Genomic DNA, 13,658 nt, shown 5'->3' with positions numbered 1-13,658 from the left:
CCCTGATTTATCACAAAAATCCCTTCAATCAAAGCAAAATAATCCGAAAAATTTCTTGAGAATGTTTTTCTATCTCCTCAATATTGCTATGTTTTTACCCCTATTTTTCCTCACTCTGAATTGCTGATGCGGGAGAAGGCAGAAATCAGAAGGGAGTGGCCAGTGGCCAGTGAAGAGGAGTTCAGGAGCCAAAAGTCAGGAGTCAGAATATATTATGAAACTCAAATCCTCAGTTTAAAAAAAATTTCCGAGAAATCCCTTGACCTCCAGGTCAGGATACGCTATCTTGTAAACCTTTCAAAAGGGTTTTTAAGAGATTAATTCCTTGCAAGGAGAATTAAAAAGGGGAATTTATAGTATGGACACGACTGATACTTCTTTCTTCTACAACCTGCCGCTCTACTATGATTTGTCTTCTCACGGGATGTCTCCAGAGAGGTGAAATTTTTTATTGATTGCTTCAGGAAATATGCTGCTTTTGAAGTCAAGAAAATCCTGGAACCAGCTTGTGGTAGCGGCATGTATCTGACAGCCTTTCCTCAAAACGGTTACCGTGTCACTGGCTATGATATCAACACGAAGATGGTTTCCTATGCACAGGAAAAAATCAGGGAGGCGGGGTGGAGCGAAAAGGCCGAGGTTCTCCTGGGCGATATGAAAACAATGAAATTCAATCCCCAATTCGATGCGGCAATTAATCCCATCAACAGTCTCGGCTACTGCATTTCCGATGAAGACATCATCAACCATTTCAAGGCTATGTCCGCATCTCTCCGTCCGGCGGGCATCTACATTGTCGAATTTACCTGCGCATTCAAGGATGTGGGCCGGCCGATACCTGGTTTGACGAGTTGAACATCAAATAACCAAAGGAAACTTTGTGCCTCTGTGCCTTTGCCCCTTTGTGCCTGAGTAGTTGAAAAGCACAGAAGAAAAACCTCTGCGTCTTCAGTCCTTCAGGATTCTCAAAATAGCCCTGTTCCAGCCTCTGGGGCCTGGGGCATCGGATTGAAAACCGCTTAATCCTTCTATCTCTTCACAGGAACCATCTTCTTTTTGAATCAAAACAGCCACATCAGCCTCCTTCAGCATCGGGGCATCATTCCGGCTGTCTCCGAGTGCAATGCTGAAGATATTTCCCTTTTGGCGTTGAAACAGCTCCAGCAGTATGCGGACAGCTCTCCCCTTGTCACTGGGGCCTGTCAGGTGATAGAACCTCCCTCCCCGGGTAAGAAATAATCCTTCTTTCCTTACAGCCTCAGAGATAGTGTTCTCCGCTTCCTGAAAACCACTGCCTGTCCCACCATCCACCAGGAAAGGTTCATCATATTCTCTTTGCCGGGCCAGGAAAGCATCTTCGACGGAAAGACCGCACAATCCGGCGACTTCCCCCGTATTCATTGTGGAAAAGCCTTTCAGGGGTAATCCTGTCGTTTCCTGTATCCGCTTCAGGGCTTCAATCAGCTTTTCATACCGGGTTCCCAGCTCTATAACGCTATAGCCATGCTTTTCCCGGTCGAAAGAAAAGGGAAAGGAGAAATAGTTGCCGGGAACAAAGACTCCGCCACCGTTCTCGGAGATAAAAGGATCTGCATTATTCAGCTTTTTTCTGATCTTTTCAATCTCGGCCCTTGTTTTGCTGCTGCACATGATGAGAGGTATCCCTCTTTGCCGGATAAGTTCCAGAGCCGGCCGGGCTTCTTCAAAGGAATAGGTATGATGGTCCAGAAGCGTTCCGTCCAAATCGGTAATAATAACCGGAAAAGGATCGGGTGCCGGTTTATTTTTTACCCTGTGAAAGGTTGACATTTCTCTCCCGTTAACTTATCCTGAAAAAATGTCATCAGTTTATTGCCTCAAATAGGACCTTATCCAATAAGATCGAATACATCAACGGACAATCAGGAGAACGGACCATGCCCATGCGAGAGGATATTATATCCCTTTTTCAGGATGCCCTTCAAGCGGTTCTCCCGGAAAATTTAATCAAAAGTTCAGTCAAATACCAAAATGGCGACCTTCTAATCGGGAAAAACACCTATCATCTTCATGATTATCGCAGAATATATCTTTTCGGGAGCGGCAAAGCCTCTGGAGAAATGGTCAGGGCACTGCATGAAGTGATTGATTATCCAGTCGCAGGCGGTTTTGTGGTTTCCAATCATGCTGGTTATTGCGCGGAAAATATCGAGGTATTTGAAAGCTCCCATCCGGTCCCCAGGGGAAAAAGCCTCATTGCAGCCGATATGCTTATTGAGCACCTTGAAAGACTCTCTTCCGGAGACTTTTTTATTTATGCTCTATCCGGTGGAAGCTCGGCACTCCTGGAAAAACCGCTGCCGCCTCTGACGTTAGCGGATTTGCAGAAAGTTACCAGGATATTGCTGGAGAGCAATGTACCCATTGAGGATGTTAACAGGGTAAGAAAACATGTATCGATGGTGAAAGGTGGAAGGCTCGGCCAATTCACCAGGGCTCAGGGAGTGATTCTGGTCATCTCCGACGTCATCGGCGATGATCTGGAAACCATTGGTTCAGCTCCTTTCTACGGTGATTCTTCGAGCTATAACGATGTATATGACCTTCTCACCCGCTCCGGCATCCTCACCTCTCTGCCGGAGAATGCTCAACTGGTTATCGACAAAGGACTGAAGGGTGAAATAGAAGACACGCCGAAACGCCCCGCACAGGTTATCGAGCACTTCATTATCGGAAGTAACTTGCAGCTCTTGATGAGAGCCAAAGAAAAAGCACAAGCACAGGGAATGAAAGCGGTTATCATGACTTCTCAACTGAAAGGAGAGGCCAGAGAAGTTGCCAGGGTCTTGATCTCCCTTGGGAAAGAGATTGTAAAATCGGGAAATCCGTTTGAAAGGCCGGTCTGCCTGCTCTTTGGCGGTGAGACAACCGTAACGGTGAAAGGACGGGGCACCGGCGGCAGGAACCAGGAGTTGTGCCTGTCCGCCTTGCAGGAGATACGGGATGAGCAGAATATTTTCCTCCTGAGTGCAGGGACGGATGGGATAGACGGCAATTCCGATGCAGCCGGAGCGATTGTGGACTCAAGAAGTTACTTGAAAGCTCAAGACCTCGGTCTGAGAATTGATGAGTATTTAAAAAATAACGATTCCTATAATTTCTTTAAGCAGACAAAAGACCTTATTAAAACCGGTCCTACAGGGACTAATGTTATGGATCTTACGATCATGGTAATTACCTAGCTGAGGATGAGGTGCTGAATGGAAAATAAAACACATTTGAGCCCTGACATACTTGACCGCCTGGATAAGGTTGGCAGCGCAGATATTATGGTGGGGATACCCAGCTTCAGAAGCGGAGAAACTATCGCCCATGTGGTAAAGGCTGCCAGCGCCGGGCTGGGTCAGTATTTCCCCGAACTTCGCTCTGTCCTCGTGAACTCTGACGGAGGATCACAGGATGCGACCCGAGAGCTGGTGTTGAGTACAGCGTCTCCGGATTATGTCGAGAAAGTGGTGCTTTCTCCTGCCGCTCGCGGTATTCATCGACTGACGTTTACCTATAGCGGCACACCCGGCAAAGGCTCGGCCGTACGGGCCATCTTCGAAATAGCCCGACGGCTCAAGGTTAAAGCCTGTGTAATTGTCGACTCCGACCTGCGCAGTATAGGCCCTGAGTGGATCGAGCTTCTCGCCGGCCCCATCCTGAAAGGTGGTTATGACTATGTGGCACCGCTCTACTCACGACATAAATACGACGGAACTATTACCAATAACATTGCCTACCCGCTTACACGAGCGCTTTACGGCTGGCGCATCCGCCAGCCGATTGGGGGTGATTTTGGCCTCAGCGATGACTTCATTGCCTCGATCCTGGAAAGTCCGCTTTGGGACGACGATGTGGCACGATTCGGCATTGACATCTGGCTGACGACGCTGGCCATTACCGAAGGTTTTTCCATCGTCCAGGCTCGCCTTGGTGCCAAGGTGCATGATGTTAAAGATCCTGCTGCCGACCTGGGACCCATGTTCCATCAAGTTGTCAATACACTTTTCAACCTGGCAGGCACGTTTCAGAAGTATTGGACAGACATCAGGTCCAGCCATTCTGTTTCCGATTACGGTTTTCAGCGGCCTGTTGAGCCCAAGCCTATCAAGGTTGATAGCCGGACTCTCCAGGAACGTTTTTGTCTCGGTGCAGCGAAATTCATTGATCAGTGGCAGCAGGTTCTTTGCCCTTCTGCCGCAGAGCGGGTGTTCGATGCCAGCCGCCAAAAGGATCCGGAGGCTGGATTCTCCGCCGAACTATGGGCTGAAGTTGTCTATGATTTTCTTAGTTCTTACCTGGTCAAGCCTGCGGATCAGCGGACGAATCTCATCGAGGCGCTTACTCCTCTGCACTTTGGCCGGCTTGCCTCGTTCGTAATCGAGACAGGTGATATGGAGATTGAGCAGGCCGAGCAGGTCATCGAGCAGCAGGCCAAGTCATTCGAGCACCAGAAGCCTCATCTGCTGAATCGCCTGGCAACTCTATCTGGAAAAAATTCCCATTTTAGTTATACAGCTTCCCAAGCGGTCCTAAAAGCTTTCCCTCACCCTGCCCCTCTCCCCACCCCTGATCAGCCAAAGCATCCGTACACTATTTTGGTGCCGGTTGCAAATCCGCGAACTGCCGGCAATCTGGTCAAGATCGCATCGAGCATGATTGGCGACACCCAAGGACAGACCGTTGCTTTGGGTGTGGTCGAGATTCCTGAACATCGAAGTCTCTCTGAAGGAACGATCCTGGCCCGTCGTCAGCGGCGTCTATTGCAGCGTATTTCCGATTTGAGTCCGAGCTCAATCGAGTTCTGCCCTTCTGTTCGCATCGCACGCCACGCATACGAAGGCATCAGAGACGTTGTCCTCGAAGAGCAACCTGAGTTGGTAGTCCTTGGCTGGCCAAACCAGGAAAATAAAGAAGCACCGGTCTTCGGTACTCCATTCGCCAGCCTCATAAGCGAGTTGCCCTGCAATCTGGCCATAATACGGCAGGGACGTGAGCAGGCATGGAGGCGTATCCTTGTGCCTGTCCGTGGTGGCCCTCATGCGCATCTGGCAATGCAAATCGCCACTCGGCTTGCCAGTTACTACGGCTGTTCAGTGACCCTCCTGCACGTGGACCTGATCGGTAATCCGCAACGGCGGGCATCCGACCTGAAGTCATTCGAAAAATTTCTTACTTCATTACCCGACCTTGATGGGGTTGAGGTACGATCTATCGAGGTGAAATCACTCGAAGAAGGAATTCTGGCCCAAACAAAGGACCATGAGGTGGTGGTCATGGGTGTATCGGCTGGCCCTCAAGAGGCAGGTGGATTTGCCCTTGGTGCTGTTCCCGAGGCAATTGCCAAGAAATGCGAGGCCACACTGATTGCGGTCAAGACACGCCAGGCTATCGATCCGGCATCCTTTGTGGTTCCCGAATTACCGGTGGGTGTCATTGTCGATCGCTGGTTTGCCGAGAACACGTTTGAACACTCCGAGTTTTCGAACCTGGAGGAGCTTGTCGCCCTCAAGCAACGACAGGGACTTTCCATCAGCCTTGGGCTGCCAACCCTGAATGAAGCAGAGACTATCGGCCAGGTCATCGAGACCATCAAGAGCAGGCTGATGGACCGGGTTCGGCTCCTTGACGAAATCGCAGTCATTGACAGCGGTTCACATGACGATACCGTAAAAATAGCCGAGAGCCTTGGCGTTCCCGTCTATCAGCACAGCGAGATACTGCCGGAGGCAGCCAGCTATCGAGGCAAGGGCGAGGCGTTATGGAAGAGCCTGCATGTCCTGAAAGGAGATATCATCGCCTGGGTCGATACCGATATTTCCAATATGGATCCCAAGTTCGTTTATGGTCTCGTCGGCCCATTATTGCGAGAACCGAAATTGCAGTATGTCAAAGGCTTTTATCACCGGCCCATATGCATTGACGGAATCCTCCACCACACAGGGGGAGGCCGCGTGACAGAATTGACAGCCAGACCACTGATAAACCTGTTTTTCCCGGAGCTCTCAGGCTTGATCCAGCCATTGAGTGGTGAATACGCCGGCCGACGTCGAGCCCTCGAATCCATACCATTTTTCACCGGCTATGGTGTTGAAATCGGTATTCTGATCGATATATTGTCCAATTTTGGACTGTCGGCTATCGGTCAAGTGAACCTCGATGAGCGTGTTCACCGCAATAAATCACTGGCTGATCTCAGCCGAATGGCATTCGCTATCACCCAGGTGATTATCTGCCGTCTCGAAGCAGAAAAGAAAGTGCAACTGAGCACGGAGCTCAACCGTTCGATGAAGCTTATCGTCCATAATCATCATCGCCACTCACTCAACGAGAGTGTCATTACCGATATGGAAAGGCCGCCGATTGCCACAATCCAAGCCTACCGAGACCGCCATATGGTCGCAGGATGCCATGACAGTGATGCTCCATCAACCACTGAGGATTAGAACATGTCAGACTATTTCCAGAACGGTTCCATTGCCACCTTGCAGGATATCACCAGAAGACCGGTTGAAGAAATCGAGGATGAGCTGCGGCAATTCAGTCAAAAAAGAGCTATGGTACTTCTGCTTCCCGCGCTCTACTCGGAATTTGAAGGCCCGGCCATGCCGGGAATTATCGCAGAGCTCAAGCAGGTCGATTATCTTTCTCAAATAGTGCTTTCTCTTGACCGGGCCGGTGAGGATGAATTCAAAAGAGTAAAAGAAATCATGAGCGAGCTTCCGACTACGGTAAAGGTAATATGGCATGATGGTCCCCGGATGCAGTCCCTGTATGAAGAATTACGGCACGCGGATTTCAGGATCGAGAATCCCGGCAAGGGGAGATCGGTATGGATGACCCTGGGATATATCCTCGCTGACCGGGAAGTCTATGCCATAGGATTGCACGATACCGATATTCTCAACTATAGAAGAGAGCTTCTGGCACGGCTTCTTTACCCGATCATCCACCCCGCCCTGGACTACGAGTTCAGCAAAGGCTATTACGCACGGGCTCATGATAAATTTTACGGAAGAGTAACCCGGCTTTTTTATACCCCTCTCATACGGTCACTGAAAAAAATTTTAAAATACAATTCCTTTCTCGAATACCTCGATAGTTTCCGCTACCCTCTTTCCGGGGAGTTCGCCTTTTTGGCAAGTCTCGCCCGCAGCATTCGCATATCGCCGACCTGGGGCCTCGAAATTTCCATGCTCAGTGAAGTCTATACCAAAACATCCACCAATCGGGTTGCCCAGGTTGACCTGGTACAAACTTATGACCATAAACATCAGGAAGTCAGCAAAGAGGAGCAGCACACCGGACTTATCCGAATGGCCAATGAGATTACCCAGACCCTTTTCAGAGTGCTCAGCCAGGATGGTATTGTCATGGCAGATTCATTTTTTCGAACCCTCCTTATGACCTATATTCAGGAATCGCGTGCCGCCATAGAAAAATTCAATGCCCTGGCCATGCTCAATGGGCTGAAATATGACCGTCATGAGGAAATTGTGACTACCGAGCTGTTCCTTGAGGCTCTCAAGAAGGGCATACATGAATTCACTGAAGATCCTGCGGGCATTCCCATGCTGTCAGCCTGGGTCAGGGTGATAGCCGCCATACCGGATTTTCAAAAGCGATTTGTCCAGGCTGTTGAATTGGATAACAGGAGAGGACAAAAGAGGATGCTCAATAAGCCGATATTGATTCCAAACAAGAGAGGAATCGCATCAGCATAAAAATCAGGGTCCCCCCTGCCTGCCCCCTCCCCGCATTTCGGGGAGGGAGAGGAAGGGAAGGACCAGCATTAATCAATGTCTGGTGAAAAATTATCTAATCCAGGTCTTCCTCAATCTCCAGATTGAGGGCCTTGGCTTTCAGGGGATCACGGATGGAGCGCTGTCCCTGCTGGAATACCTGGATGATGCCGGTAACCGAGATAAAGCGGTCCGGATGACTCATGAGGTCACTTAAAATACCGTTCGGCACCTTGTCAAGGATGAAGCTTTGCCGGCTTCCCGCCGGGAAAGCGGGGGAGGTAGCCACCATCTCCAGAATGTTTTCCCAGGAGTGATAAATCAGCTCTCCGGAAACCTGAAACAGCGGATCTCCATTTTTCACAATATCTATCTTGTTGACGATCAGCCGGGTTGGACCCGGTCGGACGTTATTCTGCTGCCCGTTATTTGGGATATCAGAATAATTCAGGGTGACCTGGAAAATCTGCCCCGGTTGTGCCTTCAAGGTATCGGCGATTTCGCTGCCTGGCCGAATGTTGCTCAACTCATACAGATTACCGTCAATGTACCCATTCGACATGATCTTCTGGTACAGATACCGGTAGCCCTGGACCGCGCCGTTATCGATTTTGTAATAGGCAATTCCATCACCCCGCAGTCCCGCTCCGTCCCCTTGCGGCTCTTCATCCGGGCCAAGCAGCTCCAGTTGTGAGACGGTGATTTCATCACCTCCCTGGCTGATCTCTCCGGACAGGTAGCAAAGATATACTCTGCCGGGAAATTGCTCCAGGGTAGCCTGAATTTCATCAAACTCCGAAACCCCGTTCAGGATGTACACTTCTTCACCAGCCCCCAGCGAAAGGGATGGAGAGAACCGGATCTGACCCGTGGTATCAGACCATATCTTCCCCCGCTTGTGCAGCAGATAACCTGCCTCTGAAAACAATTGGATACGGGACACGCTGACCGGCAGGAAATCAGAGCCGGACTCATCGAGCTCAAAGCCGGAAACCTGGCCGGAAAAGCGCTTGTTCGGAAAAGATGTCAGCAGGTCACAAATCTCCGGTGAGACTGCCCTGACATTGAGGAGAAGGTAAGGCTGTTGTCCCTCTGTCTGACCGGAGCCTGCGGCAGCAGGTTCCATCAGAATGGCCCCTTGCGGTGAAATATCCGGATTATAGTATATTTCCCCCTCTTCCTGGAAAAACTTTTCGACCATGCTGATATTAAGGAGGGTAATAATCCGGCTCAGGCGGTCAATCCGGCCAATGACTTTGACAGCAAACCAGGTGCCGGGAGAGTTCTGTATTTTGGCCTGGATCCGGGAAAAGACCCCGAGGCCGTCTACTTTCAGTTGACCGGAGCCTGAGTTCTGGCCTCTGCCTGTTCCCCGGAAATACGCCTCTCCATTCTGCCAGGAGATTTCCCCTTGCAGGGTCTCCACAGGAGCATTCTGCTCTATGGCCAGAACCTGGAGAGAAGTGAGGTGCACCTGGGGAAGGAGGCTGCCGACCTGCGATGAAGAATAGTTCGGGGTTCCTTCCACTATAGCCGGGATACCCACGGACGGGTCCTGCTGAAGCTGCTGATAGATATCCGGATAGACTTCAGCTACCCCCAGCAGTTCGTATTCTTTGGTTTGCGGAAATTCATCGGTTGAAAGCGGTCCCGCCAATCCTTCGACCGACAGGATTACCTGGCCCCCACGGAAGAAAAGCCTGCCGGTTTCATGGAAAGTATCGAGGCTCACATTGATTTCCTTTGCCTCTCCATGCTCTAACACAACGTCCTTCAGGGTCCTGACCACGATACCCCGGTAGATAAAGGTCAGGGTCAGACTCTCGCCGGTGGGAACACGGGGAATGAGATAATCGCCCTGACATCCGGTAACCACACCGTTTTCAAACCCGGCCACAAAGATGATTACTCCCTCGACAGGATTTTGAAAGGCATCGGTAACCAGGCCGTATATCCGGGATACCTGCAGCCTGTCGATAACTTCTATCTCACTGGAGGCTGTCATCTGCCGGGAATTGACCCTTGCTGTAGCCACAACCTGCCCTTTGCCAAGGCCGGTAGCCAGGAAAAGCCCGCCGGAGGAAATAGTGCCGATAATTCTTCCCCCCTCGCCGCCGACTGACCAGGTGACATCATCCGGAAGAACCTGATATACGGCCCCCTGGCTGTCGTCAACCCAAAAAGCATGATAGAGAAACCTCGATCCCTTGGATAACAGCAGCGAAGCAGGCCTGACCACCAGCCGAAGGTCCTCGCTGTCCACAAGGTCAGCAGCAGTTCCCCGGCGGGGAACAACGAGCGGGACAATTACCTGCGCCAGACGGGGGTGATTTGAACCCTGCGGATCTATTATCAGGGGCATCCCCCTGTCGGAGCTGGTAAAGGGTATTCGGGCAAACCCGAACCGGCCATAGGCATCCGTCGTGGCTTCAGTGCCATCGGGAAGAACAACCTTGCAGCCTACTAACGGTTCGTATCCAGCCGGGGCCTGAGCAGGACTGTCCAGAACCAATACTCCCTCTTCCGTACTGGTATCGGTAAGATTATAGAGCCTGAACAGTGATTGACCTGATGAAACAGGGGCATAAACATAGCCTGTATAGGCATCCTCATGCTGGCTATTCGATCCTGAGTCAGTGGTTGATGAAGAGCTTCCCCCTCCGCATCCCCATAGAGCACAGAATGAAACCATGGTAACAAACAAAGCAGCAAACAGGAGCTTTCTCTCGTGCATTGGCATCTCCCTCCGGAAATTGTCAGTGAACAGCTTAAACCTCCGATGACCGGAAAGGTCGTGGTAAACAAAATGAGCAATTTGAAGGCTTCAGGAAACAGGAAAGCCCATTCTTACATCTTGTTGACTCCTTTTCGCTGATTGGGTTGAAGGGTTAAGGTCAATTTTTGAGCTGGGTCGTTCTGAACAACTATAGTATCGCCTGTACGAGATTATTGTGCAAAACCAATGCCAAATCGGGGAGGTAACTATTGAGGCACAGAGCTTTGTGCCTCTAACTGAGAGCGGACCCAAGGTTATCGGGTTTGGCCACATCGTACTTGCGTATCTTTCGCCAGAGCGTGGTCCGGCTGATGTTTAATTTTTGAGCTGCCTGGGTCATGTTCCATTGACAGTCCTCCAGAACATCGATCAGCGCTGATTTCTGGACGTTGGCCAGAAGATCCTGCACCGAGGTGGTATCCTCTGAGTGGATGCCATGGATATCCGATGGAAGATCCCTCACCTTTATTTCCTGATCCCGGCAGCGGACCACAGCATACTCGATAGTGTTTTCCAACTGACGGACGTTTCCCGGCCAGTCCTCTTTCCACAGGATGTTCAGGGCCTTCTGGGAAATGCCGGTAATCTCCTTGCCGATTTTCTTATTCATCTTCTGAATGAAATGATTCACCATAAGCGGTAAATCCTCTTTCCTCTCCCGTAGCGGCGGTACCAGGACCGGCACTACATTCAGCCGGTAGTAGAGATCTTCCCGGAAAGAACCCTGAGCTACGGCTTCTTTTAAATTTTTATTGGTGGCGGCAATGATCCGGACATTGACTTTAATCCGTTTATTTCCCCCCACACGCACAACCTCCCGCTCCTGGACAACACGGAGCAACTTAACCTGCTCGTTCAGGCTGACCTCGCCTATCTCATCGAGAAAAATGGTCCCTCCGTCCGCCTGCTCGAACCGACCGGGCTTATCCGCGATAGCGCCGGTGAAAGCGCCTTTGACATGCCCGAACAACTCACTTTCCAGCAATTGCTCAGACAACACCGAACAGGTCACCTCGATGAAGGGATGATCCCGGCGGGGGCTCTGACAGTGAATGGCCTGAGCGATTAACTCCTTTCCGGTTCCGCTTTCCCCCTGGATCAAAACAGTACTATTACTTTGGGAAACTATTTTGATTAATTCATAGATTTCCTGCATCTTCCGGCTCTTGCCGATAATATTGCCGAACCGGTAGGTTTCATCGGACATTTTTGCCTGTTTTTCCTGCCACTCCCGCAACTGCTCTTCCAATTTTTTTCTCTCTGAAATGTCCCGGCCAACGCCCATGATCTGGATGACTTCTCCCTTTTTCCCCAGTAAAGGGGCTTCATTGATCTCCAGGATAAGCCGCTTGCCATCGCGGGCCAGAAATTCAGTCCAATAGGGCTCAACATCTTCCCCCCTGGTGCACAGGCGGGTAGGTGATTCCAGAAAACTCTGGTTAATCGGATTCGAGCTGAGAACCGCCTCATAGGGCAGGCTGGTAAACTCCTGTGGAGAGTAGCCGAGGATGTCCTGCACAGCATGGCTGATAAAGATCACCTTCCCCTGAGAGTCACGGATAAAAATAAGATCATTGATCGTATTGATCAGGGTATTCAATTTATCACGCTCCTCTTTGATCTTTCGCTCAGCCTCCGCTTTTTCCCGGATATCCCGGGCAATGCCGACGATTTCCGAAAGCCGCTTTTGTTCATCCAGCATAGGCCATCCCGAAAAGCTCACCGGGATGGATTCACCCGATTTCGTTACCAGGCCGCAGGAATAGTCTTCGATCGTTCCCTGTTGAGCGAGCACATTGAGATCCATTTCTCTCACAGGGTAATCCTTGTGGAAAAGAAAACCAATCGGTTTGCCGATCAATTCCGCTCTATCGTACCCTAACACCCGCAGAGTTGCCTGGTTGACAAAGGTGATAGTCTGTTCAGGAGAAATAATGATCAGAAGGTCATTGATGGTATCAATAATAGTATGGAAATAGTTTTTGGAAACCAGCGTATGCTGCAAATTTTCAGTCATGGTATTGAATGCCTGTGACAAAGTAATGAGCTCCCGGTGAGACTGTATCCTGGCTCTGGTATTCAGGTCTCCGGCTGATACCCGGTGTGTGGCCTGGATGAGTCTTTCAAGCGGGGTAGTTATCCCCTTGCTGATGAGAAATCCAAAAGATATCAGCAAGATGATCCCGATCACGCCAGCCCACAGGAGATACAGGACAATCTTTTTCAGGCTTTGCGCTTTTGCATCCAGACCGGCTACCAGCATGAGAGTTCCTACGGTCTTCCCCCGCAGGTTTTGGAAAGGAAAAGAAACAGCATAATATTGGGTGCCGAAGATAAAAATACGTTCAACTGATTGCTGTGATTCTTCATTGGCCTTGAGAACCTTTTTTTGAATCTCGGGAGGGATAGAAAGCGGCTCACCTGTTTTGGCAGGAATGGTACTGAAAACAGCATGCTCATCTTTGAAGAGCAGGATGTCCAGATTGGAAGGCTGCTGGATTTTCTGAAAAAAATGGCTGCCCAGGGAGCGGATGGCTGACAGGTATCCCACAGTCTCCTCCTGGAAACCGTGAACGGGAAAAATTATTTTCAAGACCAGACCCTGGTCGGCTTTATCAAATCCAAAAATCTCCCTGGTAACCTTTCCCTGTTTGATCAGATTCTGGAATTCGGTCAGGTCCGCTTTTTCATAATGTGAAGATAATACTTTCTGGTCCAGTATTTTCCCCTCCAAGTCATAGAGAGCTATATGGTCCAGGTTCAGATCGTTTCTCAGCCTCTTCAAGTAGGGTGAAAAAAAATTTTGATCCCCGGATGCGCCGTGCAGAATGCCCGGAAAGATAGAATCAGCCACATATTGGAGAACCAGGAGCGGATTTCGCACCTCGTCAGTCAGGAAATGATTCCTGATGAATTGCATCTGAGCTACCATACTGTTACTGGTCAGCTTATCCAGTTCCTGGTCGATAAATTGGGTTTGCATACCCATATGAGTCAAAAAAATCGTGAGAAACACCAGAATGAAAGGCAGCAGGATGCTTTCTAATATTTTTTTTGGCTTCTTATCCATGATCAATTTTTGAACTATAGGGGTGTCTTGTCCACAAGGACACCAC

General features: G+C 50.1%; 8 protein-coding genes. 5 read left to right on the top strand and 3 right to left on the bottom strand.

The genetic code is table 11. The features are described 5' to 3' along the window. The first annotated feature begins 162 nt into the window (after positions 1-162). Together AB1611_08640 and AB1611_08635 are read left to right on the top strand one after the other, a co-directional pair. Positions 163-321: a hypothetical protein gene (locus tag AB1611_08640; GenBank protein MEW6379664.1), complete on the top strand. Its 159-nt coding sequence runs from the start codon at positions 163-165 to the stop codon at positions 319-321. A 117-nt stretch (positions 322-438) separates the two neighbouring features. Continuing rightward, entirely contained in the window at positions 439-855 is a 417-nt protein-coding gene (locus AB1611_08635; protein MEW6379663.1) for a class I SAM-dependent methyltransferase, read from the top strand. Positions 856-948: 93 nt separating this feature from the next. On the opposite strand, the gene mpgP is transcribed toward AB1611_08635, so the two are convergent. Continuing rightward, the gene (gene mpgP, locus AB1611_08630) at positions 949-1,809 is read right to left on the bottom strand and encodes a mannosyl-3-phosphoglycerate phosphatase (protein MEW6379662.1); all 861 of its coding nucleotides are present in this window, start codon (positions 1,807-1,809) and stop codon (positions 949-951) included. 107 nt (positions 1,810-1,916) lie between these two features. Here mpgP and AB1611_08625 point away from each other — a divergent pair, with 107 nt between their 5' ends. From AB1611_08625 to AB1611_08615, 3 genes are read left to right on the top strand one after another with little or no spacing between them, the layout of a single operon-like run. Continuing rightward, positions 1,917-3,221, top strand: a complete 1,305-nt coding sequence (locus AB1611_08625; protein ID MEW6379661.1) for a glycerate kinase — start codon at positions 1,917-1,919, stop codon at positions 3,219-3,221. 18 nt (positions 3,222-3,239) lie between these two features. Further along, positions 3,240-6,470 (top strand): glucosyl-3-phosphoglycerate synthase, encoded by a 3,231-nt coding sequence (locus AB1611_08620; protein ID MEW6379660.1) that lies wholly within the window; start codon positions 3,240-3,242, stop codon positions 6,468-6,470. A gap of 3 nt (positions 6,471-6,473) precedes the next feature. Beyond that, positions 6,474-7,748 carry a glycosyl transferase gene (locus tag AB1611_08615; GenBank protein MEW6379659.1) on the top strand — a complete coding sequence of 425 codons (1,275 nt, stop codon included), beginning with the start codon at positions 6,474-6,476 and terminating at the stop codon, positions 7,746-7,748. Between the two features lie 94 nt (positions 7,749-7,842). Here the strand turns inward: AB1611_08615 and AB1611_08610 are convergent, their stop codons facing one another. Together AB1611_08610 and AB1611_08605 are read right to left on the bottom strand one after the other, a co-directional pair. After that, positions 7,843-10,500, bottom strand: a complete 2,658-nt coding sequence (locus AB1611_08610) for a carboxypeptidase-like regulatory domain-containing protein (protein ID MEW6379658.1) — start codon at positions 10,498-10,500, stop codon at positions 7,843-7,845. Between the two features lie 274 nt (positions 10,501-10,774). Further along, positions 10,775-13,612, bottom strand: a complete 2,838-nt coding sequence (locus AB1611_08605; GenBank protein ID MEW6379657.1) for a sigma 54-interacting transcriptional regulator — start codon at positions 13,610-13,612, stop codon at positions 10,775-10,777. Positions 13,613-13,658 lie beyond the last annotated feature (46 nt).

It is taken from the genome of bacterium, from assembly GCA_040755755.1.
In the GTDB taxonomy this organism is placed as follows: domain Bacteria; phylum SZUA-182; class SZUA-182; order DTGQ01; family DTGQ01; genus DTGQ01.
Note: the sequence above shows the minus strand (reverse complement) of the source record. Positions and strands in the feature narration are given on the sequence as shown.

Bases quoted from the DNA above. Each gene is read 5' to 3' on its own strand.
- AB1611_08625 (MEW6379661.1), top strand. From the start codon at position 1,917: ATGCCCATGCGAGAGGATATTATATCCCTTTTTCAGGATGCCCTTCAA.
- mpgP (MEW6379662.1), bottom strand. From the start codon at position 1,809: ATGTCAACCTTTCACAGGGTAAAAAATAAACCGGCACCCGATCCTTTT.
- AB1611_08620 (MEW6379660.1), top strand. From the start codon at position 3,240: ATGGAAAATAAAACACATTTGAGCCCTGACATACTTGACCGCCTGGAT.
- AB1611_08610 (MEW6379658.1), bottom strand. From the start codon at position 10,500: ATGCACGAGAGAAAGCTCCTGTTTGCTGCTTTGTTTGTTACCATGGTT.
- AB1611_08615 (MEW6379659.1), top strand. From the start codon at position 6,474: ATGTCAGACTATTTCCAGAACGGTTCCATTGCCACCTTGCAGGATATC.
- AB1611_08605 (MEW6379657.1), bottom strand. From the start codon at position 13,612: ATGGATAAGAAGCCAAAAAAAATATTAGAAAGCATCCTGCTGCCTTTC.